The following is a 23,471-nucleotide window of genomic DNA, read 5'->3' as shown; positions in this document are numbered from 1 at the left end:
CCCCCACCCCCCCCCACCCCCCGCCCCCCTCTCAAACCCCCCCCCCCCCACCCACCCACACCCCCTCCCCCCCCCCCCCCCCGCCCCCCCCCCCCCGGCCCCCCCGCCCGCCCCCCCCGCCCCTGTCCGCCCGCCACTACAGGACTGGGGGCAGAAAAGAATCCCAAGGACGAAACATGCCAACAACAGCAACCCAAACGGAAACATTTAATGAGGCTGTCGCCCGCATCCGCAACGGCGGCCACCTGTCGGAAGAGGCTGACCAGCTTCTGGGACAACTGACGCAGGACGAGAAACTATGGCTCCTCGACGGCGACGCCGAGTTCTGGTCCGGCATGGCAGAGATGAGCGCGGGATATAACCGCAGACCTATCGTCATGGGCGAAATCGCCCGGCTCGGAATCCCCGGGCTGCGGTTCAGCGATGGCCCCCGCGGCGTCGTGATGGGCGAGTCCACCGCTTTTCCCGTGTCCATGGCCCGCGGAGCGACCTGGGACCCTGAGCTGGAAGAGCAAATCGGCGCGGCCATCGGTCGGGAAATGCGCGCACAGGGCGCAAACTTCTTCGGCGGCGTTTGCATCAACCTTCCTCGCCACCCAGCCTGGGGCCGGGCCCAGGAAAGCTATGGTGAAGACCCTTACCTGCTGGGTGAATTCGGCGCCGCCCTCGTCCGGGGCATCCACCCGGACGCGATGGCCATTGCCAAGCACTATGCCCTGAACTCGATGGAGAACGCCCGCTTCAAAGTCGACGTCAAGGCCGACGACGCCACACTGCACGAGGTATTTCTTCCGCACTTCCGCCGGGTCGTCGAAGCAGGCGTCGACGGCATCATGACCTCCTATAACTCCGTAAACGGCGAATGGGCCGGCCAAAACGAAACCCTCATGGAGGACATCCTCCGGCGCCAGTGGGGCTTCGACGGCGTGACTCTGTCCGACTTTGTCTTCGGGCTCCGCGACGCCGCACTGTCGCTGCGGGCCGGCCTGGACGTCGAAGCGCCCATGCGTCAACAACGAGCCCACCGGCTGCCCGCAGAGCTGGAATCCGGCCGCGTCACCTGGGACCATGTAGACCGGGCAGCGCGACGCATCCTCCGCACCCAGCTCGCCCATTACGCCGCCAGGAACATCGAGGAACCCGGCCCCGACGTCATCCTCAGCAAGGAACACCGCGCCCTGGCCCGAAAAGTCGCCGCCACATCGATGGTGCTACTAAAGAATGAGCCCGTCGACGGAACACCCTTGCTGCCCCTGAAGGCAGACGAGATTGCGTCCGTGGCCCTGATCGGGCGGCTCACCAACCTGCCCAACACCGGGGACCAAGGATCCTCAAACGTCCGCTCGCCCGAGGTTGCCACCGCCCTGGACGGCATCAGAACTGCGATCCCGGCAGCCAGCATCCTCTCGGTCCTGGACGATGATGCCGACGCAGCCGCAGCAGCTGCAGCCCGAGCTGACATCGCCGTCGTAGTCGTCGGCTACACGGCGCAGGACGAAGGCGAATTCATCGGTTCAGAAGGCATGTCTGACCCCGCCATCCTCGCCGTGTTTCCCCCCTTGCCCGAGGGTTTGGATCCGTCGGACCTGTCAGGAGCAGCCGGGGCCATGGGCACCGCTGAGGGCGGCGACCGCGAAAGCCTTCGGCTTCGCCCCATCGATGAGGCCATCATCAAGGCGGCGGTACAGGCCAATCCCCGCACCATCGTCGTAATAGTCACTGCCGGTGCTGTCATCACCGAGGCCTGGCGCTCAAAGGTGCCCGCCCTGCTGATCGGCTGGTACAGCGGCGTCGAGGGAGGACACGCCCTGGCCGACGTCCTGACCGGCGCAGTGGATGCCAGCGGCCGACTGCCCTATTCGATCCCCACCACAGAGGAACACCTGCCCTACTTCGACCGTGGTGCCAGCAGCATTACGTATGACCGATGGTTCGGCCAGCGGTTGCTGGACCGCGACGGGCGCTCCGCCGCATTCCCCCTCGGCTACGGACTCTCCTATACAAGCTTCAAGACCACAGAACTGTCCGTTACTAGTGTATCGGGGGAGTCTTTGGCAGCCTCCGTCCGCGTTACCAACACCGGCAACCGCGCCGGCCGTCATGTCGTCCAGCTCTACGCCACGACCAAGGCGGAAGACTTCCCCTCAAGGGTTCTGATCGGTTTCACGCCCGTCCACCTGGAATCAGGCCAAACAGCCACCGTCACGGTGGAAGGTTCCCTGCGGCCCCTGCAGCGCTGGGTAGACGGCGGTTTCTCCTGGGCCGCCGCCGAAGCAACCCTGGAAGCAGGCGCCTTCTCCGGCGACCCAAACGCTGCCACTGCTTCACTTCACCTGCCCTGAGCAACCCGTCAACGACCGACGGAACAATGACACGCAAGGAAAACAACGATGCAGAAAATATCCTTCAATCACGGCTGGGGTGTCCGCCGCCAAACCAGCCCCTTCCTCGAGATCATGGGCCAGGCCCAGGCGCCGGTTCCGGTCACGCTGCCCCACGACTGGCTAATTTCCCAGCCCCGCTCCGCCAACAACCAGCCGGGGGGCCTCACCGGATACTACGGCGAAGACGTCATCGAATACGTCAAGACCTTCCACGCGCCGGAGGGCTACCGGGAAGGGCGGGTCGAGATCCAGTTCGACGGCGTCTACCGTGGCGCGATGATTTACGTCAACGACACCTTCGTCGGCCAGCGTCCGTACGGATACATCCCCTTCTCGGTCCGGATTGACCCCTACCTGCGCGACGGCGACAACGAAATCCGAGTGGAGTGCCGCAACCACTTCGACGCCCGTTGGTACTCCGGCTTGGGAATTTACCGGGACACTCACCTTCTTGTCGGCCCGCCCCTGCACGTTGCACGGAACGGCGTCAAAATCCGCACCATCAGCGCCGATGCAGAAACAGCGGTCATCGGGGTCATCACCGAGCTCCAAAACGACTCCAAGGAACTGCACACCGTCAAGGTCGTCACCGAACTCGTGGACAAGTCCGGCGCGGTCGTCTCGGCCGAGTCGGCTTCCCTTGCGGTACGCCCGCTGGAGTCCGCGCGGCTGCGCCAGCAGTTCACTGTAGACGCTCCTGAGCGCTGGAGCGTCGACTCCCCGTCGCTATACACCTGCCGGACCCGCCTGGAACCCAGCAACAGCGCTGGCGAAACCGTTGAAACCAGCTTCGGCATCAGAACGCTGGAGTGGGACGTGCGGCACGGCATGCGCATCAACGGTGAAACAGTGAAACTACGCGGCGGCTGCATCCACCACGACAATGGCCTGATCGGCGCCGCCACCATCGCCCGCGCCGAGGAACGCCGCGTTGAACTCCTCAAAGAGGCCGGCTACAACGCCATCCGCTCCGCCCACAACCCCGTCAGCGCCGCAATGCTCGACGCCTGCGACAGGCTCGGCATGCTGGTCCTCGACGAGTTCACCGACGGCTGGACCTCCTCCGGACTCGGCTTCGGCTACGGCGTAGACATGAATGAATGGTGGCGCCGCGACCTCACCGAGATGCTGGAGCGGGACTACAACCACCCAAGCGTCATCATGTACTCCATCGGCAACGAGGTCTCCGATACCGGCAACACCTGGGGCGCCATCCACGGCCGGGACATGGTCGACTTCATCAAAACCCTTGATGACACCCGCCCCGTCACTAACGCCATCAACCCCATGATGACCGTTCTCCACGACCTCAAAGCCCAGGTCGGTCAGCAGGCCGACGACGCCGGCGGAGTCAACTCCTTTATGCGCGACTTCGGAGAATTGACAAAGGACCTGGTCGCATCCGACCTCGCCACAGAGCGGCTCGAAGAAGCGATGTCCCAGGTAGACATCCCAGGCTACAACTACGCCTACGGCCGCTACGAGCTGGACATGAAACAGCACCCCCAGCGGCTGCTGGTCGGCACAGAGGGCCTGCCCAACAAGCTCGATGAAGTATGGGACTACGTCAAACGCCACCCTCAGGTCATCGGGGAGTTCAGCTGGACGGCCTGGGAATACATCGGCGAAGCTGGCCTCGGGGCGGACAAGCCCGCCGAAGAAGGTTTCTTCGGGAACTACCCTTGGCGCCTGTCCATGACTGCCGACCACGGCGTCACCGGCCAGCGCCGTACGCTCTCCTACTGGCGTGAAGTGGTCTGGGGGTTGCGGACCACACCGTACATCGCAGTCCACCGACCCGACATCGCCGACAAGGAAAGCCTCAAAGCCTCCCTATACACCTGGAGTGACAGCGTCAGCAGCTGGGCGTGGGGCGGCTACGAAGGCACCCCGATGACCATCGAGGTGTACTCCGATGCCGAGGAAATTGAACTGCTCCTCAACGGTCAGAGCGTCGGCCGCGCCCCGGCCGGTAAAATCAACCGGTTCATGGCAGTTTTCCAGGTGGACTATCAGCCCGGCGAGCTCGTCGCTGTCGCCTATCGCAACGGCCAGGAGACAGCTCGCGAAATTCTGCGGTCCGCCACGGGCACTATCGGGCTGAAAGCAACACCGGACCGGACCGAAATCCGCGCCGACGAAAACGACCTCGCCTTCGTCACCATCAGTATCGCCGACGACGCCGGCATCATTGACGTTCTGGACAATGCGGCTGTGACGGTGACAGTCAGCGGCAACGGCGTCCTCCAGGGTCTTGGCAGTGCCGATCCAAAATCGGAAGAGGACTATGCGTCATCGGTCTGCACAACCTTCCTCGGCCAGGCGCTTGCCATCATCCGCCCGACCGGTCCGGGAGAGATCAGGGTCAGCATCGAGTCCGAGAAGTTCGTGGCGGTGGAAACAATCATTAAGGCCATCTAAGCGCTGCATCTGGCGGCACTGCCTTGACCAGGGATACGGGAAGAGGCAGCGCCGCTAGCGGTGACTTACAGGAAGATGCGGGACCCATCTGCCATGGACCCGCCACCCACCTGTTATGCCCAGGCGTTCCGCCCAAAGCCTTAAACCGAGGGGCCTGGGATCCGGTACTGTCGGATTCCAGGCCCCTAGCAATATTTAAGCTCTCTTTATTCGCTGCAGGGTTCTTTTCAGGCGCCCGCGGCGACAAGCTGGTCGTGCGTCTGGGGGTGGTGGCTTAAAAGCCCGCCATCGACAGAAATGATCTGCCCGGTGATGTAGGCAGCGGCGGGGGAGGCAAGGAACGTGACAACCTCCGCCAAGTGCTCCGGCGTGCCCAGATACGGGGTTAGGGTATGCCGGCCCAGAATCTCGAGTGCGTCGTCGGTAATTCCACCCTTGGCTGATGCGCTCAGCGTAAAGCCAGGGCACACGGCATTGCATCGGATTCCCTGCCGGCCGTACTGGGTTGCGGTGTAAATGGTGAGCGCATTGATTGCCGCTTTGCAGGCACCGTAGGCCACCCGCGTGATGTCACCGCCCAGGGCGGAGACGGAGGATGTGTTTACAATCGCCCCTCCTCCGTTCTGCAGCATGAGCTTCACGGCGTGCTGGGAGGCAAGGGCATAACCCCGGACATTGATGTTGAACATTGCATCCCACACGTCGATCTCCAGATCGATAAGGGTGGTGTCTTTCGCCAGGACGGCGGCGGCATTGTTGTGCAGGATATCGACGGTACCGTAGGCAGAAACCGCACGCTCAAACAAGGTCTTGATACTGTCCGGATCACTGAGGTCCAGACGATGTGCGATCGCTTCGCCTCCTGCTGCGCTAATCTCTTCCGCCAACGCCTGCGCAGCATCTTCTTCGAGGTCCGCGACAACCACCTTTGCCCCCCTCCCGGCCATCATGCGCGCGGTGGCTCCACCAATGCCTACCCCAAGCTGCCGCAACGTTGCACCTGTAACGACTGCGACTTTGCCTGCAAGGTCCAGACCGGTGGTTGCTGCTGTATTCATCCGAATCTCCTTTTGAAGTGGTTATGGACGCGGCGGATGTTCTGAGGAACCGCCGACGCCCGTTCGAGCCGTTCAGCCGATCAGTGCCTTAACCCGGTCCGCGACCATGTCAATGGTCCGGGTTGGGGAAAGACGTCCGAGGCGGTCAACGCCGCGGGCGTCGGCACCTATGAGGACACGGAACGATTCGGACGCGACCGCGTCGACGATCTGCCGTCCGGCATCCAGGGGTGACGTTGTTTTCGGTGGTTTCCCATTCGGCAGCGTCAGTTTTGAGGTGTCGAGGGTCACTCCTGAGTTCCCCAGAATGTCCGTTCCGACACCGCCGGGAAAGACGACGGTGACCTTGAGGTTGGTATCCCGCAGTTCCGCGTAGAGCGTCTCGGTGAATAGCTTCACGGCCGCCTTACTTGCCCCGTAGGCGCCTTGGCCCGGGGAGGGAACGAGTCCTCCCATGCTGGAGACGTCAACAAGACTGGCAGTCGGGCGTTCGAGCAACGTGGGGAGGAACGCCTTGACCATGTACACGGTGCCCCAGAAGTTGACGGACATGACCCGTTCAATTTCCTCGATCGATAGTTCCATGAGGGGAACAAACCGGTGGATGATCCCAGCTACGTTGATCAGGCCATCTATCTGGTTGTGCTCCTTGAGAAGTTCTTCAGGGAGTGTCTGCACGGCTGCGCGGTCCGTGATGTTCACGGTGTGCAACGACAGCGCACCGGCGGGTGCGCCGGCAAGGGAGGCAGTTTCCCTTAAGGCGGACTGATTGAGGTCCACAGCCGCGACGCGCGCTCCCCGTCGCAGCAGTTCGAGAACGACTTCGCGCCCGATGCCGTTGCCGCCACCGGTAACCGCGAAAACCTTGTTCTTTAATTCCATTGATAAAATCCCCTTTGAAGATTCCTGGGTATGTCTCTCCGGCCGGGTGGTTGCTTCTGAGTCGTGTAGCGCCCGGTCCCGAGAACGCTGCCAGGACGATTGTGCTGAAGCCTTCCGGAGCCTGGTCGCTGCTGGTTTGGTTGGGAGTTGCCGAGTTTGCGCTTACCTTTTCCGAAGCAGTGCGTGCAGCGCCAGGACAGGATGCATATATTTCCCGGGCTGGGGAAAATTTAGCCGCGCTGGCCTTGCAAGTCAACCCGGGTACAGCAAGCCGGCGGGATTCCGCGTAGCCCAGGGCGGCCGCCGGGGCCGCTGGGCATTGACGAAATCAGGCGGGTGCGTCTACAGTTTTTCCCGCATGGGAAAAACTTGCCGGCGATTCCCAGAGAGTAATTTCAAACTGCGGCGACGCAGAGCGACTGGGATGTGCCTGTAGCCAATGTGCCCGGTGATGGCTCCGCCTAGATGGACTGGCCCGCTGTGGGGAACTGGTTCGCAAGGCGGTGTGAAATGGCCGCCGGGTTCCCGCGGACTGTCGGGCAATACTGAAGCGCCTGCACCCTGCCTCTACTCACCCCCCAAAGGAGCGGACATGACGACAGAGTCGCCGAATTCATCGCAGGATCCGATCCGCGTCGGTGTGCTGGGAGCGGCCACCATCGTGAAGGAGGCACTCCTGCGCCCAAGTTCACGGGTCGACGGGATCCAGGTAACTGCCATAGCGGCGCGGGTCCCGGAACGTGCGGCCCATTACGCGGCCAAGCACCACATAGCCAGGGTGCATTCGTCATATGCGCAACTGTTGGATGATCCGAACATCGATGCCGTGTATATCCCTCTTCCCTCTGCTCTGCACGCTCAATGGATTGTAGAAGCCCTAAGCGCGGGAAAACATGTGCTCTGCGAAAAGCCGTTTACAAGCAACGCAACGGCGGCGGAGGAAGTGGCATCAGTTGCTGCGACGTCCTCCTTCGTCCTGATGGAGGCTTACCACTCGCATTACCACCCGCTGCGGAAAAGACTGCACGAGATTCTTGAATCGGGCGAGTTGGGGGAGATCTGGCGTGCAAATGCCTATGCCTGTGCCCCAATTCCGCCTGGAAGGGATATACGGTGGAACTTCGCTTTAGGCGGTGGCGGTCTGCTCGACCTCGGCTACTACCCGTTGAGGCTGCTTCGCGACTTGTTTGGCGAGGCCAGCGAGGTACAGGCCACTGCAAAGACGCGGGGAGCCATCGACGCCCGGCTGGAAGGGCAGCTGACCCATGTCGGGGGAGTCAAGTCGACGTTGATGTCCTCGCTCTGGTCCAGGACCCTGCTGGCCTCGCGTCTCGAAGTTCAAGGCTCCAAAGGCCGTATGCGTGTCGGCACACCCACTCACCCGCAATTGGGCGGAAAAATCCGCATAGAAGGTATTTGCGGCTCGCGCACGGAACGTCCGGACCGGCGTTCTACATACGACTACCAGTTGGAAGCCTTTAGAGATGCAATACGTGGCGGGGTGGTCCAGACGGGCGCCCGCGAAGCTGTTGCCCAGTTGCGGGCAATCGACGCCCTTTACGAGGCAGCGGGACTTCCTGTCAGACCATCCAGCCCTGTCAGAGCACTCAAGTAGCCACCATGGCCACCCGAAACACCCTTAGCCCACAGCAGGAGGCCACCGTCGACGCCGCAGCTGATCACAAGAGGCCTTGCGGCAGGGGACAGTTTGCAGACAAGACGATCATTGTCACTGGTGCTGCAGCGGGGACCGGGCAGGCAACGGCACTGCATATAGCCAGCCAGGGGGGTCGCGTCATAGCCGTGGATATCAATGAGGAACGTCTCGACTACCTGGTGGCACAAAATCCCGGCTTGGACCTGGTACCCGTTCCGGGCGATGTTGCCAGCATTGAAACCGTCGCGGTGGCCGTTGCTGCTGCTGGGCAGGTGGACGGGTTGGCGAACATCGCCGGTGCCGTCGATAACTTCGCCCCTATTCACGCCATCGACGATGAGCTGTGGGAACGAGTCTTTCAAGTGAACGTCACAGCTCCGATGCACCTCACCCGCGCAGTTCTGCCGATGATGTTTGCTGCTGGGCGCGGGTCCGTCGTTTACATCGCTTCCGAGCCGGGGTTGATTGAATCCTCGGCGGGGGCTGCCTACACCGCCTCGAAATATGCTGTGCTCGGGTTGACCAGAAACTCGGCCTTGGCTTTTGGCGGCCAGGGCTTGCGCTTCAACGCCGTATCCCCCAGTCCCTCCCTGCCGGACGCTTCTTTGCTGCGCTCACATGGCATCCTGAAAGGACTTCGTACACCAAGGATGCTGACTCCGTCGCTGCCTCCAACCGCTGTGCAGGTTGCCGAGCACATCAGCTTCCTACTCAGTGACGAAAGCTGTGAGATAAATGGAGCCCTTATTGGCACCGATGGCACCTGGAGAAAGATTTAGAGGAGGCGCTGGCGGTCGGAGACCACCGGCCCAGAACAAGGTAGGGCCTCAACGTAACAGGGGTAAGGGAACACTGCTTGCGCAGCTACAGGGCGAAAATAGTGCAGTTGAGCACGTGTTCCTCCCCGGGTAGAAGTCGGATTAGGTCCTTTCCGCTGTTGAAGGCATTCGGGGGGCAGCTCATTGGTTCTACAGCCAGACCCAACCGGGTGGACAGGGGTGGTGTACGGTCGGCCGTGTGCAGTTGAAGCCACGGGCAGCTGCGGTCCCAGGACATTCCCACCCCAACACCGGTAGGATCCCAGAGCGTCAGCCCGGCGCGGCCGGAATCGTCGAAGTGAAGTCCCGTAAATGCGTGGTCCATGACCGTCGAACCGATGGGCCGGGGATCGCCATAGTCGAAGGCATGGCCGTGCACGGCGCGCTCCCCGGTCGGTAGCAGCCGGTCTGCGGTGACGTCGAGGAACCGCTCAGCACCAAACTGCAGAATCCACTGGTCCAAGGGAGACGGTCCGGCGACCAGATATGGGTGGGGACATGCGCCGTATGGAGCCGCGGATGTACCCGTGTTTTTGGCGGTCAAGGCGATCTTAAGGCCCTCAGGTGTCAGCTGGTACTCGGCAGTCAACTGCAGGCTGAACGGATATCCCTTAGAGGCAGAAACAGTCGTGGCGAGAATCACCGCCATGTCCTCGTGGAGCACCGGCTTCCACGCCCTGTCGAACACCAGGCCGTGCAGGGCGTTGCCGCGGGCCTCCTCGTTACGCGGCAGTTCCAGGGCGGTGCCGTCAAAGGTGTAGCGCCCGTCCGCAATGCGGTTTGGCCAGGGCGATGCGATGATTCCCCTATAGTCCGGAGTTGGATGTCCCGTGCGGGAGGGAAGGACCAACTCCCTTCCGCTGAACCGCAGGTTCAGCAGCGTGGCTCCTGCTGCACTCACGGTGGCAGTGTAGCTGCCGGATCTGATCGCGTACTCGTTTACCGTTGCGTCCGACATATACATCAGGCGTCAACGCGTGCATAGCCGCGGTACCTGGAGAGCACCTGCGCAGTGTCTGCAACTGCGCTACGTTCGACAACCTTCAGTGGCCAGTCAGGAGAGCTCCCCGTTAGGGCTGCGGCAGCCTGGCGCGCCGCCCCGACGGCGACGTATTCGCCGGGCTGGGGGATGGTGATACCCATACCCAATAGCTGAACTGCAGCTTCCTGGAGGGCTGTCCACCAGTGATCGGGGTGGACCTCCGTGCCCTCAGGGTGGGGCGCCCGGCCTTGACGGACCAAGGCGCCGGTGGCGGAGTCGCGGATGACCACTTTGCACGACTGGGTGGAGCTGTCGATCCCGGCTACGAGAGGCATGCGTTTTGTTCCTTTGGCGAACCGGCACCGGGCCCTGCAAGCAGACCTTGCGGAGCCCGGTGTCGGGACTGTGGTGGGTGGGTGTGGCCTAGCGGGAGCCGAGCAAGTGCTCGATGGCCAGCTGGTTGAGTCGGACGAAGGCGAAGGAGCGCTCGGCGGCCTTGTCGGCGTCGAACGTTTCGAACGCGCTGGCGTCAGCGAGCAGGTCAGCGGTGCTCTCGCCGGCATTCAAGGTGGGCTCACCCAATTCGAAGACACCTGAGGCGGCAAGGGCTTCCTGGACTTCCGGATCTGCCCGGAAGGCCAGGGCGCGTTCCTTCAGCAGGAGGTACATGGACATGTTGGACTTGGCTGATTCCCAGACGCCGTCGTAGCCGTCCGTGCGGGATGGCTTGTAGTCGAAGTGCCGGGGGCCGTCGTACTTGGGTCCGCCGTTGGGGAAGCCGTTCTCCAGGAGGTCCACGGTGAAGAAGGCGCTGGTCAGGTCGCCGTGGCCGAAGACGAGGTCCTGGTCGTACTTGATGCCGCGCTGGCCGTTGAGGTCGATGTGGAAGAGCTTGCCCGCCCACAGTGCCTGGGCAATGCCGTGGGTGAAGTTCAGCCCGGCCATCTGTTCGTGGCCCGTCTCCGGGTTCAGGCCCACAATGTCGCCATGCTCCAGTTGGGCGATGAACGCCAGGCCGTGGCCGACGGTGGGGAGGAAGATGTCACCGCGCGGTTCGTTCGGCTTGGGTTCCAGCGCGATCCGGAGGCCGTAGCCCTTCTCCTTGATGTAGCCGGCCGCGGTGTCCACGCCTTCCTTCATGCGGTCCAGGGCCGCCGAGAGGTCCTTGGATCCGTCATATTCGCTGCCTTCGCGGCCGCCCCACATGACGAAGGTTTCCGCACCAAGCTCGGCGGCGAGGTCGATGTTGCGCAGGATCTTGCTCAGGGCGAAGCGGCGGATCGAGCGGTCGTTCGAGGTGAAGCCGCCGTCCTTGAAAACAGGGTGGCTGAACAGATTGGTGGTGACCATGGGCGTCTTCAGGCCGGTCTCAGCCAAAGCCGCCTTGAAGTTCTTGAGGATGAGGTCCCGTTCGGAGGCCGAGGCATCAAACGGAATCAGGTCGTTGTCGTGGAACGTGATGCCGTAGGCGCCAAGCTCACTGAGCTTGTGTACTGCCTCCACCGGGTCCAAGGCCGGGCGGGTCGCTACACCAAAGGGATCGGCGCCGGTCCAACCGACAGTCCAGAGTCCAAAGGTGAAGCGGTCCTGGGGTGTGGGGGAGGTAGTCATATTGCGTCCTTGGAGTAAAGGGGGCTGCTGCGGCAGCAAAATAGTTTATGACCTGAACTATATTGATGACCCGTGTTAGGGTCAATGTCAGTCCGGGCACGCGTGGAGGAGTCAACTGGCGATGACATCAATGGATGCTGGTATCCGGGGCGCTGGCCGGGCTGGACATATCGAGGCTGTACGGGTGGATCTCGGCGCGGGTGCTTGGCAGTATGGCTGAAACCTGACCTGCCAGTCGTCGCAGCCGCATTCAGATTCCCGCGCTGGCCGGGCTGGCAAAGGCCTCCATTTCAGGCCTTGCGCTCGGCCAAATCTCAAATGGCCTTATCGCTGAGGTGAGCTAAATCAACAGTCGCAGGGCCGGCCGAGAGTGGAGCTGGAGTTGAAACCCAACAAAGCCGTCCACGGCGCAGAAATTAACGTTGACTACCTCAAGTTAGTGTCGTCAGTCTGGCCGGGACCCTGTTCTTGCGTAAGGTCCGAGGACGCGAGAACCCGGGTCTGGCCCTCTGAAATGAGGCCAATGCCGCAGCCCCGGCCGAAAAGGGCCATCAATCCGACATCCATTCAATGTTCGTTTTAGGTGGGGTGGGTATCGGCGGCGGTCTCGTTATCTGCCGTGAATTTCTCAGCGCTGATCGCCACGCCGGCGGGGTGGGTCACGTAGGGATTGATTTTTCTGACTGCCTGGTGCGGTGGGAGGGGATCCCTGTAAAGGATGACCGGACGGGACGCCATCGCCCACGTCGCCAGCTCGCGTGACATGCAGCCCGATGCAGCCGCTCATTGACTTTGTCCGTACTACTGGGGTTACTGCTGAAGGGGTGAGGTGCGGGCCCTGTCGGTGGTTGAACGGCAGCTTCCTGTCATGGCTTGACCGGGGCATCCTCGGCGCGGGTCGCACTTGCACGTTGGTGATCCTAGGCGGGCACCTCGCCGTTCTTGATCCCTTGCTGAGAATTCATTTCGGGAACGTGCTGGTATCGGCATTGGGGAGTACAGGGGCTTTGTTGGGTTCGGCAGCCTGGCGCTTAGGTCAGCGTGGAGGTGCCGCATACCCTGCTGCGGTAATCTCCGGGCATTCTTTCGAGTGATGATCAAGACGGTGACGCCAGATTTTCTTGGCGCCACCGTCTTTAGAGCGATTCGGTCAGAAGCTAAGGCCGGGGTGCGTTAGCTGGTTCACCAAGGCTTTCGCAACTGCTGCATGGCCGGCTTCGTTCGGGTGCATCATGACGAAACCCTTGGAGAAGTCATACCCTGTGACCCACGGATCAGTTGAGCACGCATCGTGGCCCTGGCTGTCCTTGGATACGGCGACGAGTTCGGCTCCAGTCTGCTGCGCGGCGTGCTTCGTGGCAAGGCTCATTCCGCGGGCCACATTCAAAAGGAACTTCTGACGCTGTTGAGGAATGGGCACAGCAGGACAGGGCATCCCATTGTCGGGGAGAACGGACAGGTAATCCACAAGGACGACCCGCGCGCGTGGAGCCTTCTTCTGGACAGCGTCCACGGTCGCGGTCAGGGCATCCTGGATGCCAGCAAGGCGGGCTTGCACTACTGCATCCGTCACGGGAGTGCACAAACCGTACACCTTCAGCTGGTTGCTGATCACGCTCTGAGGATTTGCGGCGAGGTCGCCTAGGCAGGCTTCGGCCATCAAGTTGCCAACGTAGTTAACATCGTTGCCGCCAACGGTGATGGTCACCAGATCTGTGTCAGCGGTGACGGCGTTAATCTGCAGCTCGCCGGTTTGGCTGGAGCCGTTCCAGCTCCAGATCTGCTGGGGCGTAGCCGCGATATTTGGAATAGACGCACCTCCGCATGTCGCGTTAGTCAGGTTTAAGTGAAGCTGCTCAGCCACGAGATATGGATAGGCGATAGTGGTCCGTCCGCATCGCCCACCAGAATCCGCGGGATCCGCAGGTCCCAGGCTCCCGCCGGCCGCGTAGGAGCTGCCAAGCGCAACATAGCGGGCAGTCGGCTCAGGCGCAGGGAGGGGCGCGGCGTTGGCAGGCAGGGGTGCGCAGAAAGTGGTCAGGGCGGTGACGGCGCAGGCGGCGGCCACCTTGCGGACAGCACCGAGGCGTGCAGGCATAGATCTATCTCCTTGGGATTGCCGAGCTCCAGTCGCTACTTCGCGATCTTAATTGTTCCCGGGTGGGGAAAATTTAGCTCGCTGTTGGGGCATCGTCAAGGGCCTGGGGGGTAGGTAAGCATCAGCACTGGACCTGGCGGCGCTGAGAGGGCAGGAACTATCACCGCAGGAAGCGGGTGCACTTTTTATCACCTGGCTATTGCTTTTTTCCCGCAGCGGGAATATTGTTTTGCGAATGCTTCCGCGGGTAGATGTCCGCGGCGATCAACGAAGGAGTTGTACATGGGACCTGTGAATGCAGCCCAAGGAGCGGCCGGTGCTCCGTCTGTGGAGCCAGGGTCGGCGAAGGATGATTTGTCACCCGTCTATGAACCGAAAACGCGGCCTTACCGCCGCTATGTCAGCACGTACGCACTGGCAAGCGTAGCCTTTTCACTGCTGTGGGGTGCGGTGCTGACAGTCTTACTCCCGCTGCAGGTTCAAAACCTGGAGTTCGCCCGGATCTTCGGGCCCGACAGTGGTGTTGACCTGACCGCACTGAATAATTTGAGTGGCCAAGTTGCTTCCGGCGCCGTAACGCCGTCCGCAGAGCAGCAGCAGCAGCTGGATCTCCTGGCGCAGTTCAACTCTTCAAGGGCTGCCGGTCTGTCGTTGGTGACTTCGGTAGGTGTGGTCGTGGGCATGGTCTTGTCCCCGATCATCGGGACGCTTTCGGACCTGACCCGGACAAAGTGGGGCCGGCGCGCCCCCTATATCGCTGCCGGTGCTGTCGTAGGAGCTGCCGGCATCACGCTGATGCCGCTGGCGCCGAACCTGTTTCTCCTGGTGCTTGCCTGGTCTGTCATTCAAGTCGCCGGTAATGCCCAGGGTCCCCTCGTGGCCACGGTAGCGGACCGGGTGCCCAAAGAGCGGCTAGGGTCTGTATCCGCGGTCACGGGAGTGGTGGTGTACTTCGCGGCAATCCTCGGCGCGGTGGTGGCCGGAATGCTTTTTGCTGCCATCGGCCTTGCCAGCTACTACCCGTTCGCCGTGACGCTTCTGCTGCTCACCATCCCGCTGCTCTTCCTTGCCCGGGACCGGTCATCCAAGCACCTGCCCCGCGGAGGAATCCGGATTGGCACCATCTTTGCTTCGTTCGTCGTCGCCCTGCGCGACCGGGACTACCGGTGGGCCTGGATCTCGAAGGTCTTGCTCTGGACCGGGTTCGGCATCGGCACCACCTACAGCATTTACATGCTCCAGAGCTACATCACCCCAGCCCTCAGCGCGGCAGAAGCCGCACAGATGAGCCCCCTCCTGCAGGTGGTCGCACTACCGGCCACGATGCTCGGAATGGCCGTTTCCGGGAAGCTCTCCGACAAATTGCAACGTCGGAAGCCTTTCGTGATCGCAGCGGCCGTCATCATCGCACTGGGCTTCATCGTTCCCTGGATTTCGCCTTCTCTTCCTGCCATGTTCATACAGGCCGGACTGGGCGGACTCGGCCTTGGCGTGTTCCTCGTCGTTGACCAGGCCCTGTTCATCGACCTGCTCCCCGACCCCGAGGCAGCAGGCCGCGACCTCGGAATGTCCTCAGTCGGACAGAACCTCGGCAACGCCATCGCCCCGGTCATCGCCGGCACCGCAGTCGCCGTCGTCGGAGGCTCCTACGGCGTCGTCTGGCCAATCGCCTTCATCATCGTCATCATCTCTGGCCTCCTGGTCTTGCCAATCCGCCGCGCCCGCTAGAGACCACCCCTGCTCCGGCCGTCACCCCCAACATGACGGCCGGAGGCAGTCTCCCAAACAACCTAAACGTCACGTCCCCCGCCCACCGTAGAGCGCCCACCAGGGCCCCTTCGGATGAAGGCCCTGCCATCTCCCGTCATCACCAGAAGGACCCGCATCATGCCAGTCACTCAAACCAATAGCTTCAACGAAGCGGTCAACAGCATCCGCCAAGGAGCTGACCTGGAAATGGCAACAGAGCAGCTTCTCGGTCGGCTCACACGGGATGAGAAGCTGTGGCTGCTCGATGGTGACTCAGATTTTTGGGTCGGGATCGCAGAGATGAGCGCCGGCTACAACCTGAAACCCATCGTGATGGGCGAAATCAAACGTCTTGGCATTCCCGGTCTGCGTTTCAGTGATGGTCCCCGTGGAGTAGTGATGGGTGCCTCCACGGCGTTTCCCGTTTCTATGGCGCGCGGTGCTACATGGGATGTTGAGATGGAAGAGCGCATCGGCATCGCCATCGGCCGTGAACTGCGAGCTCAGGGAGGGAACTTTTTCGGTGGTGTATGCATCAATCTTCCAAGACATCCCGCGTGGGGCCGGGCACAGGAAACCTACGGCGAGGATCCGTATATCCTGGGCGAGTTTGGCGCAGCACTCGTCCGTGGCGTCCAACGCAACGCCATGGCCGTCGCTAAGCACTACGCCCTCAACTCCATGGAGAATGCACGCTTCAAAGTCGACGTGCTGGCCGACGAACGAACGCTCCACGAGGCGTTCCTCCCACACTTCCGCCGGGTCGTCGAGGAAGGTGTGGACGGCATCATGACGTCCTACAACTCCGTCAACGGCGAATGGGCCGGCCAGAACGAAACCCTCCTTGAGGGGACCCTCCGGAATGAATGGGAATTCGAAGGCGTCACGATCACCGACTTCGTGTCCGGATTCCGGGACGCCGGATTGTCGCTGCGCGCAGGGCTCGACGTTGAAGCGCCCATGCGTCAGCAGCGGGCCCAGCAATTACCCGCAGACCTTGAATCCGGCCGGGTGACTTGGGAGCACGTCGACCGGGCAGCAAAGCGGGTCCTGCGCACCCAGCTTCGACACTATGCCTCCGCCCGTGAGGAAGAGCCCGCAAAGGAAGTCATTTTCTGCAGCGAGCACCGGAACCTGGCAAGGGAAGCAGCGGCCACGTCCATGGTCCTGCTGAAAAACGATGCAGTTGAAGGGGCCGCGGTGTTGCCCCTCAATCCAGAGAAGACGAATTCGGTCGCGCTGATCGGCAGGCTGGCCAATCTACCCAACACCGGCGACCACGGATCATCATCTGTCCGCTCCCCGGAGGTAGTTACTGCATTCGAAGGACTCCGGAACAACGTTCCAGAAGCACAGCTCTTCACGTCATTCGAAGACGACCCCCAAGCGGCCGCCGCGACAGCGAAAAGGGCGGAGGTGGCAATCGTCATCGTCGGCTACACCGCAGAAGACGAAGGCGAATACATCGGCGGGGATAGCATGCTGGACCCGGACATTCTTGCCCTGTTCCCTCCCTTCCCTGAAGGCATGGACCCGAGCAACCTCATGGGAGCCGCAGGCGCCATGGGCAGCACCGTTGGCGGCGACCGGGCAAGCCTGCGGCTAAGGCCCGTGGATGAGGAAATCATCAGGGCAACCGCGGCTGCCAACCCAAAAACCGTGGTCGTTGTCGTCACCGCAGGAGCCGTCATCACAGAATCCTGGCGTGACGCCGTCCCGGCGATGCTCGTGGGATGGTACTCAGGATCCGAGGGGGGGAATGCCCTCGCAGATGTCCTCTACGGGAAAGTCGATGCAAGGGGGCGGCTTCCCTACTCCATCCCAACAACGGAGGAGCACTTGCCCTATTTCGACCGGGATGCCACCAGTATCACATACGACCGCTGGTTCGGGCAGCGCCTCTTGGACCGCGATGGCTACAACCCTGCTTTCCCACTTGGATACGGGCTCTCCTACACCACCTTCGACATCAGCGACCTGACCCTCACGCAGATCGCCGGGGAGAGCCTGAAGGTGACAACACAGATCACCAACACAGGAGAACGCGCAGGCCGTCACGTCGTACAGCTCTATGGGTCGATCGAGGCAGAAGAGTTTCCCCGGCGTGTTTTGTTGGGTTTCAAGCCCGTGAACCTGGCGCCAGGGGAGACAAAGACGATGGAGGTGACCGGTTCTCTTCGCCCACTGCAACGCCGCAGCGACGGGCGGTTCGAGTGGGCTGCCACGGAGGCGGTCCTGGAAGCGGGCGCCTACTCCGGTGATCCAAAAGCGTCGGTTACAAGCCTTCGCCTGCCTTAGACCCGGGATGGGCCGCCGGGGGTGCACTCAAGATAGGCGCGTACGAAGCCCATATCCCTCCGCTCGACTCGTCCCCGTCGACGCAGTACAAGCACGGAACCGTAATAACCAGGTGCGCATAACCGGATGCGAGATCTACTGGTGCTTTTTTCCCCGATCGGGAATAATGTTTTTGGGCGCTTCGATCTACGACCCGGTTCCGCGGGTGAGACATCGAACAAGCGGCAAATAGGGATAGGGACCCTCCTTGAGATTGGAGTGTCTCGCACCATTGTTAGCGCTAACCAAATCCAACCCGCATCCCTCTGGCATGCCTAGGCTGCCCCCACATGTCGAGAAACTATCTGGCCTGAGCCAGCAAGAGAAGGATTACTGTGAATTTTTCCGGTACGTCGTTTGCAGTCGATGCCATTCGTTCCGGACGCGCTCGTCTGGGGATTGAACTAGGCTCAACTCGCATAAAGGCTTGCCTCATAGGGGATGATCCCCGGCACGTGCTCGCCTTGGGGAGCTTCAGCTGGGAAAGCAGCTTCCAAAACGGGGTGTGGACCTACTCGCTGACCGACGTCTGGACTGGAATCCAGAAAGCCTATGCAGATCTCGTTGCGAACTGCGAAGAGCGCTATGGGGTGCAACCGCGCATTCTTCAAGCGATTGGTGTTTCCGCCATGATGCACGGCTATCTGGTCTTCGATTGCGATGAACAACAACTCGTGCCATTCAGGACCTGGCGGAACACCACTACGGGCTCGGCAGCTGCCGAGCTTACAGAGGTATTCGACCTCAACATCCCCCTCCGCTGGTCGATCGCCCACCTGCACCAGGCGCTGAGGGACGGTGAAAACCATGTTCCACGCATTGATTTCATGACCACCCTTGCCGGTTATGTTCATTGGCGTCTCACGGGAAGGAAAGTAACCGGAATCGGTGATGCTTCTGGCATGTTCCCGATCGATTCGGCCAGTCATACCTACGACTCGGACCTTTTGGCCCGTTACAACGCACTTGTAGCTGATGCCGTTCCCGCGCTCGACCTCAGGCAGGTGCTCCCCGAAGTGTTGGTGGCTGGTGAGCGCGCCGGCACCCTGACGGGGCCTGGCGCTGCGTTGCTTGACCCCTCAGGTGGCCTGCAGCCCGGGGCGGTTTTCTGCCCGCCAGAAGGTGATGCCGGTACTGGAATGGTTGCCACATGCTCTGTAGCCCCCCGGACGGGCAATGTCAGTGTGGGCACGAGCATCTTCGCCATGGTTGTCCTTGAAAGGCCGTTGGCGCAGGTCCGTCACGAGCTCGATCTCGTAACGACTCCGGCGGGCGTTCCCGTTGCAATGGTTCACTGCAATAACGGCGCAAGTGAACTTGCAGCCTGGGTACAGGTCTTCGCCCAATTCGCGCTTAAATCAGGCTGCACTATCGACCAGGACTCCGTGTTCACCGCCCTCCTTCAAGAAGCGCTGGAAGGCGACCCGGATGCAGGCGGATTAATCGCGTACAACTATGTTGCCGGTGAACCTCTTGCTGGTGTGCGCGACGGTCGCCCACTCTTTGTACGAGCACCTGACAGTACGTTCACTCTTGCAAACTTTATGCGCTCCCAGCTGTACGGCGTGTTCGCAACCCTTATGCTCGGGATGCGCGTCCTTGCCGCCCAAGGGGTAGTCGTCGATCGGATGTTCGCGCACGGCGGCATGTTCCGAACCGCTGGAATTGCTCAACGCTTTCTAGCTGGTGCCCTAAACGCACCCGTTTCCGTCGCAGAGTCCGCTTCCGAGGGGGGCGCCTGGGGCATCGCCGTGCTTGCGGCCTTCGCCACCCACTCCTCGAAAGACCTCAATGAATTTTTGCGAGACCACGCTTTCGGTGGCGCCGCCTTCGAAACAACTAACCCTGACCCTTCCGACGCAATGGGGTTCTCGGCTTTCTTGGACCGATATGCCGATGGACTCGCCGTGCAACGCACGGCCGTTGAGTCAATCCCTCTAAAAGGAAAGCACCTGTGAGCTCGAACACAACCTATCAGCCATTCAGTCAAGTGTCTTACGAGATAAAGGAGGCCATTACTGGAGTTCGAACCGACGTCGCCGAACTCCATGCGGAACTCGTGCGTTACAACCTGGTGGTGTGGACTGGAGGCAATGTCTCCGGCCGGGTTCCGGGAACTGATTTCTTTGTGATCAAACCCAGCGGTGTCCTCTACGACGAACTGACCGCAGACAATATGATTCTTTGCACCCTCGATGGCCGGGTCGTCCCTGACTCACCCGGTTCAGAAAGGGCACCTTCAAGCGATACTGCTGCGCACGCTTACGTTTACCGCCACATGCCTGAGGTCGGGGGAGTGGTACACACTCACTCCCCGTATGCCGTGGCCTGGGCGGCGCACGGTGAACCCATACCCTGCGTAACAACAGCGATGGCAGACGAGTTCGGCGGCGAGATTCCTATCGGCCCGTTCGCAATCATCGGCGACGACTCCATTGGGCGCGGAATCGTCAATACCCTCAAGGGCCACCGCTCCCGTGCCGTACTGATGAAGAACCACGGCCCCTTTACCATCGGCAAGGATGCCAAGGACGCTGTCAAGGCAGCTGTCATGGTTGAAGACGTAGCCCGGTCCGTCCTGTTCTCTCGACAGTTAGGAGAACCGCACCTTATCGCCCCCGCAGCGGTTGATGCCCTGTTTAGCCGCTACCAGAACGTCTACGGGCAAGAACCCAAGGGGGCACTGAGTTGAAAAAGCCCGTTATCCAAGATCTTGACGGCTCATCAACGCTGCCGCCGGTGTCCGAGCACGACACACTGGCTTGGTGACTCATGGGAAGGACCACTGAAAGGCGGGCACCAAGGCTGAAGGACGTGGCGGCCTTAGCCGGCGTTTCACATCAAACGGTTTCCAGAGTCATCAACGATCACCCGAACGTCCGCACGGAGACAAGAGAAATCGTCAGGGCGGCGATCTCCCAGCTGGGGTATCGGCCCAACACAGCTGCCAGGAGCTTGGTCACCCGCCGTTCGCGAAGGATCGGCGTACTCGCAAGTGAATTGTCCCAGTACGGTCCAGCCAACACGCTGATGGGCATCGAACAGGCAGCCAAGGAAGCTGGCTATTCCGTGAGCGTCGCTGCGCTGCGCGAAGTAAGCAGGACGAGGATTTGGGAAGCCATGAACCATTTATTCGACCAACCAGTTGACGGCATAGCCGTGGTCGTACCCCATGAGGACGCGTTTTTAGCGTTGAACGATATGAAGCTGGCCGTGCCTGTCGTAACCGTCGGATCCCCAGCCAACAAGAACTTCAGCGGGACACTAGTTGACCAGCGCCAGGGCGCACGTCTCGCAGTCCAACATCTTCTCCAGCAAGGCCACCGCTCAATAGCTCACCTTTCAGGCCCTCCCGGATGGTCAGATAGTTCCGAACGTCGGGAAGGCTGGCGAGAAGCCTTACGCGACGCCGTCCTCCCCGATGAACATATGTTCACAGGTGACTGGGGCGCCGCCAGCGGATACACCATCGGCAACGAAATCGCGCGGGACCAGCGGATATCAGCTGTGTTCGTCGCCAACGACCAAATGGCCTTGGGAGTCCTGAGGGCCTTTGCTGAAGCAGGGATACGGGTACCGGAAGACGTCAGCGTTGTCGGCTTCGACGATCAGCCGGAGAGTGCCTACTTCACCCCGCCTCTGACAACGGTGCGACAGAATTTCGAAGAGCTGGGCCGCAAATCCGTTGACTCAATACTTCAAGAACTCGATTCTGGAATGCCGGCGCGCACAACGGTTATCACCCCAGCCGTTCAAATTCGCGCAAGTACGGCACATCACCACGCCGGCACCCCCACGTATCGTACCCACACGCCCCAGACTGTCGACAGTCTGGACAAGCCCCTAAAGATCCGGAGCACTGCGGATCGGAACTTGGGTTAGTCATCGCTCACCGGCCGCCGCTACTTGGGCCACTATCCATTATCAAATTTCAATTGGAGAACCTCATGAGTACCGCAATATCCAGTTCCCACCACGGTTACGAGGTCTGGTTCCTCACCGGTAGCCAGCACCTCTACGGCGAGGACGTCCTCAAGCAGGTCGCAGCGCAGTCGCAGGAGATTGCCAACGCCCTGAACGCCAGCAGCGACGTCCCGGTCAAGCTCGTCTGGAAGCCGGTCCTCACCGATTCCGACGCCATCCGCCGCACGGCGTTGGAAGCGAACTCGGATGATTCCGTGATTGGTGTGACGGCGTGGATGCACACGTTCAGCCCGGCCAAGATGTGGATCCAAGGCCTGGACGCGCTCCGCAAGCCGCTGCTGCACCTGCACACCCAAGCCAACCGCGACCTTCCGTGGGCTGACATCGACTTTGACTTCATGAACCTGAACCAGGCAGCCCACGGCGACCGCGAGTTCGGGTACATCCAGTCGCGCCTGGGCGTGCCGCGGAAGACCGTCGTCGGGCATGTCAGCAACCCCGAGGTCGCCCGTCAGGTGGGCGCCTGGCAGCGCGCCTCGGCCGGCTGGGCCGCCGTCCGGACCCTGAAGCTGACCCGTTTCGGCGACAACATGCGCAACGTCGCGGTCACTGAAGGCGACAAGACCGAAGCCGAGCTGCGCTTCGGCGTCTCGGTGAACACCTGGTCCGTGAACGAACTCGCCGAGGCAGTCCACGGCGCCGCAGAGTCCGACGTCGACGCTCTGGTTGCCGAGTACGAGCGCCTCTACGAAGTGGCTGATGAGCTGAAGGCCGGCGCCGCCCGCCACGAGTCGCTGCGGTACAGCGCCAAGATCGAACTGGGGCTTCGCAGCTTCCTCGAAGCCAACGGTTCAGCAGCGTTCACCACCTCCTTCGAGGACCTGGGCGAGCTGCGCCAGCTCCCCGGCATGGCTGTCCAGCGCCTCATGGCCGATGGTTACGGCTTCGGCGCCGAGGGTGACTGGAAGACCGCAATCCTGGTCCGCGCCGCCAAGGTGATGGGTGGGGACCTGCCCGGCGGCGCGTCGCTCATGGAGGACTACACGTACCACCTTGAGCCCGGCAGCGAAAAGATCCTGGGTGCGCACATGCTGGAGGTCTGCCCTTCACTGACCGCCAAAAAGCCGCGCGTGGAGATCCACCCGCTGGGCATCGGCGGCAAGGAAGACCCCGTCCGCATGGTGTTCGACACGGACGCCGGCCCCGGCATCGTCGTCGCCCTGTCCGACATGCGCGATCGGTTCCGCCTGGTCGCTAACGTCGTGGACGTCGTGGACCTTGACCAGCCGCTGCCTAACCTGCCGGTGGCCCGCGCCCTGTGGGAACCGAAGCCCGACTTCGCCACCTCAGCCGCCGCGTGGCTCACCGCCGGTGCCGCGCACCACACGGTATTGTCCACCCAGGTGGGCCTGGACGTGTTCGAGGACTTCGCCGAAATCGCCAAGACCGAACTCCTGACCATCGATGAGGGCACCACCATCAAACAGTTCAAGAAGGAACTCAACTGGAACGCCGCGTACTACAAGCTGGCCGGCGGAATCTGACGAATG

Annotated in this window: 16 protein-coding genes and 1 pseudogene; 10 read left to right on the top strand and 7 right to left on the bottom strand. The window is 61.6% G+C overall.

Annotation, left to right across the window (positions count from 1 at the left end; genetic code table 11):
- Positions 1-176: 176 nt before the first annotated feature.
- Together ACNQOP_RS20050 and ACNQOP_RS20045 are read left to right on the top strand one after the other, a co-directional pair.
- On the top strand, positions 177-2,342 hold the full coding sequence (locus tag ACNQOP_RS20050; RefSeq protein WP_284988080.1) for a beta-glucosidase family protein: 2,166 nt from the start codon (positions 177-179) through the stop codon (positions 2,340-2,342).
- Positions 2,343-2,390: 48 nt separating this feature from the next.
- Positions 2,391-4,805, top strand: a complete 2,415-nt coding sequence (locus tag ACNQOP_RS20045) for a glycoside hydrolase family 2 TIM barrel-domain containing protein (RefSeq protein ID WP_284988081.1) — start codon at positions 2,391-2,393, stop codon at positions 4,803-4,805.
- A gap of 227 nt (positions 4,806-5,032) precedes the next feature.
- Here the strand turns inward: ACNQOP_RS20045 and ACNQOP_RS20040 are convergent, their stop codons facing one another.
- Both ACNQOP_RS20040 and ACNQOP_RS20035 read right to left on the bottom strand, forming a co-directional pair.
- The gene (locus ACNQOP_RS20040; protein ID WP_284988082.1) at positions 5,033-5,863 is read right to left on the bottom strand and encodes an SDR family NAD(P)-dependent oxidoreductase; all 831 of its coding nucleotides are present in this window, start codon (positions 5,861-5,863) and stop codon (positions 5,033-5,035) included.
- 72 nt (positions 5,864-5,935) lie between these two features.
- Positions 5,936-6,745 carry an SDR family NAD(P)-dependent oxidoreductase gene (locus ACNQOP_RS20035; RefSeq protein WP_284988083.1) on the bottom strand — a complete coding sequence of 270 codons (810 nt, stop codon included), beginning with the start codon at positions 6,743-6,745 and terminating at the stop codon, positions 5,936-5,938.
- Positions 6,746-7,337: 592 nt separating this feature from the next.
- Between ACNQOP_RS20035 and ACNQOP_RS20030 the strand changes: the two genes are divergently transcribed.
- Both ACNQOP_RS20030 and ACNQOP_RS20025 read left to right on the top strand, forming a co-directional pair.
- Complete coding sequence (locus ACNQOP_RS20030; protein ID WP_284988085.1) at positions 7,338-8,360, top strand: Gfo/Idh/MocA family protein; 1,023 nt, start codon at positions 7,338-7,340, stop codon at positions 8,358-8,360.
- Between the two features lie 107 nt (positions 8,361-8,467).
- Positions 8,468-9,181: an SDR family NAD(P)-dependent oxidoreductase gene (locus ACNQOP_RS20025; protein ID WP_416405525.1), complete on the top strand. Its 714-nt coding sequence runs from the start codon at positions 8,468-8,470 to the stop codon at positions 9,179-9,181.
- 85 nt (positions 9,182-9,266) lie between these two features.
- Here ACNQOP_RS20025 and ACNQOP_RS20020 read toward each other — a convergent pair whose 3' ends face one another.
- From ACNQOP_RS20020 to ACNQOP_RS20000, 5 genes and pseudogenes are all read right to left on the bottom strand, one after another.
- Entirely contained in the window at positions 9,267-10,178 is a 912-nt protein-coding gene (locus tag ACNQOP_RS20020) for an aldose 1-epimerase family protein (protein WP_416405522.1), read from the bottom strand.
- A gap of 182 nt (positions 10,179-10,360) precedes the next feature.
- A pseudogene (locus ACNQOP_RS20015) lies at positions 10,361-10,537 on the bottom strand (xylulose kinase); the annotation flags it as partial.
- A gap of 88 nt (positions 10,538-10,625) precedes the next feature.
- A complete protein-coding gene (xylA, locus tag ACNQOP_RS20010; RefSeq protein WP_284988088.1) occupies positions 10,626-11,813 on the bottom strand; it encodes a xylose isomerase in 1,188 nt (395 codons plus the stop codon).
- 579 nt (positions 11,814-12,392) lie between these two features.
- A complete protein-coding gene (locus ACNQOP_RS20005; protein ID WP_284988089.1) occupies positions 12,393-12,578 on the bottom strand; it encodes a hypothetical protein in 186 nt (61 codons plus the stop codon).
- Positions 12,579-12,963: 385 nt separating this feature from the next.
- Positions 12,964-13,911: an SGNH/GDSL hydrolase family protein gene (locus ACNQOP_RS20000; protein ID WP_284988090.1), complete on the bottom strand. Its 948-nt coding sequence runs from the start codon at positions 13,909-13,911 to the stop codon at positions 12,964-12,966.
- Between the two features lie 282 nt (positions 13,912-14,193).
- On the opposite strand from ACNQOP_RS20000, the gene ACNQOP_RS19995 reads away from it, so the two are divergent.
- From ACNQOP_RS19995 to araA, 6 genes are all read left to right on the top strand, one after another.
- A complete protein-coding gene (locus ACNQOP_RS19995) occupies positions 14,194-15,639 on the top strand; it encodes an MFS transporter (protein ID WP_284988091.1) in 1,446 nt (481 codons plus the stop codon).
- Positions 15,640-15,798: 159 nt separating this feature from the next.
- A complete protein-coding gene (locus ACNQOP_RS19990) occupies positions 15,799-17,958 on the top strand; it encodes a beta-glucosidase family protein (RefSeq protein WP_284988092.1) in 2,160 nt (719 codons plus the stop codon).
- A 374-nt stretch (positions 17,959-18,332) separates the two neighbouring features.
- On the top strand, positions 18,333-19,955 hold the full coding sequence (locus ACNQOP_RS19985) for a xylulokinase (RefSeq protein WP_284988093.1): 1,623 nt from the start codon (positions 18,333-18,335) through the stop codon (positions 19,953-19,955).
- A gap of 44 nt (positions 19,956-19,999) precedes the next feature.
- Positions 20,000-20,689, top strand: coding sequence for an L-ribulose-5-phosphate 4-epimerase (locus ACNQOP_RS19980; RefSeq protein ID WP_416405524.1), 690 nt, complete (start codon positions 20,000-20,002; stop codon positions 20,687-20,689).
- 80 nt (positions 20,690-20,769) lie between these two features.
- On the top strand, positions 20,770-21,879 hold the full coding sequence (locus ACNQOP_RS19975) for a LacI family DNA-binding transcriptional regulator (RefSeq protein WP_284988096.1): 1,110 nt from the start codon (positions 20,770-20,772) through the stop codon (positions 21,877-21,879).
- A 65-nt stretch (positions 21,880-21,944) separates the two neighbouring features.
- Positions 21,945-23,465 (top strand): L-arabinose isomerase, encoded by a 1,521-nt coding sequence (gene araA / locus ACNQOP_RS19970; RefSeq protein ID WP_284988097.1) that lies wholly within the window; start codon positions 21,945-21,947, stop codon positions 23,463-23,465.
- Positions 23,466-23,471: the final 6 nt, after the last annotated feature.

It is taken from the genome of Arthrobacter sp. LFS091 (genome assembly GCF_047977885.1).
Taxonomy (GTDB): domain Bacteria; phylum Actinomycetota; class Actinomycetes; order Actinomycetales; family Micrococcaceae; genus Arthrobacter.
Note: the sequence above shows the minus strand (reverse complement) of the source record. Positions and strands in the feature narration are given on the sequence as shown.

Excerpts from the sequence above, each read along its gene's own strand:
- ACNQOP_RS20050 (WP_284988080.1), top strand. The coding sequence starts at position 177 with ATGCCAACAACAGCAACCCAAACGGAAACATTTAATGAGGCTGTCGCC.
- ACNQOP_RS20045 (WP_284988081.1), top strand. The coding sequence starts at position 2,391 with ATGCAGAAAATATCCTTCAATCACGGCTGGGGTGTCCGCCGCCAAACC.
- ACNQOP_RS20040 (WP_284988082.1), bottom strand. The coding sequence starts at position 5,863 with ATGAATACAGCAGCAACCACCGGTCTGGACCTTGCAGGCAAAGTCGCA.
- ACNQOP_RS20035 (WP_284988083.1), bottom strand. The coding sequence starts at position 6,745 with ATGGAATTAAAGAACAAGGTTTTCGCGGTTACCGGTGGCGGCAACGGC.
- ACNQOP_RS20030 (WP_284988085.1), top strand. The coding sequence starts at position 7,338 with ATGACGACAGAGTCGCCGAATTCATCGCAGGATCCGATCCGCGTCGGT.
- ACNQOP_RS20020 (WP_416405522.1), bottom strand. The coding sequence starts at position 10,178 with ATGTCGGACGCAACGGTAAACGAGTACGCGATCAGATCCGGCAGCTAC.
- xylA (WP_284988088.1), bottom strand. The coding sequence starts at position 11,813 with ATGACTACCTCCCCCACACCCCAGGACCGCTTCACCTTTGGACTCTGG.
- ACNQOP_RS20005 (WP_284988089.1), bottom strand. The coding sequence starts at position 12,578 with ATGTCACGCGAGCTGGCGACGTGGGCGATGGCGTCCCGTCCGGTCATC.
- ACNQOP_RS20000 (WP_284988090.1), bottom strand. The coding sequence starts at position 13,911 with ATGCCTGCACGCCTCGGTGCTGTCCGCAAGGTGGCCGCCGCCTGCGCC.
- ACNQOP_RS19995 (WP_284988091.1), top strand. The coding sequence starts at position 14,194 with ATGGGACCTGTGAATGCAGCCCAAGGAGCGGCCGGTGCTCCGTCTGTG.
- ACNQOP_RS19990 (WP_284988092.1), top strand. The coding sequence starts at position 15,799 with ATGCCAGTCACTCAAACCAATAGCTTCAACGAAGCGGTCAACAGCATC.
- ACNQOP_RS19975 (WP_284988096.1), top strand. The coding sequence starts at position 20,770 with ATGGGAAGGACCACTGAAAGGCGGGCACCAAGGCTGAAGGACGTGGCG.
- araA (WP_284988097.1), top strand. The coding sequence starts at position 21,945 with ATGAGTACCGCAATATCCAGTTCCCACCACGGTTACGAGGTCTGGTTC.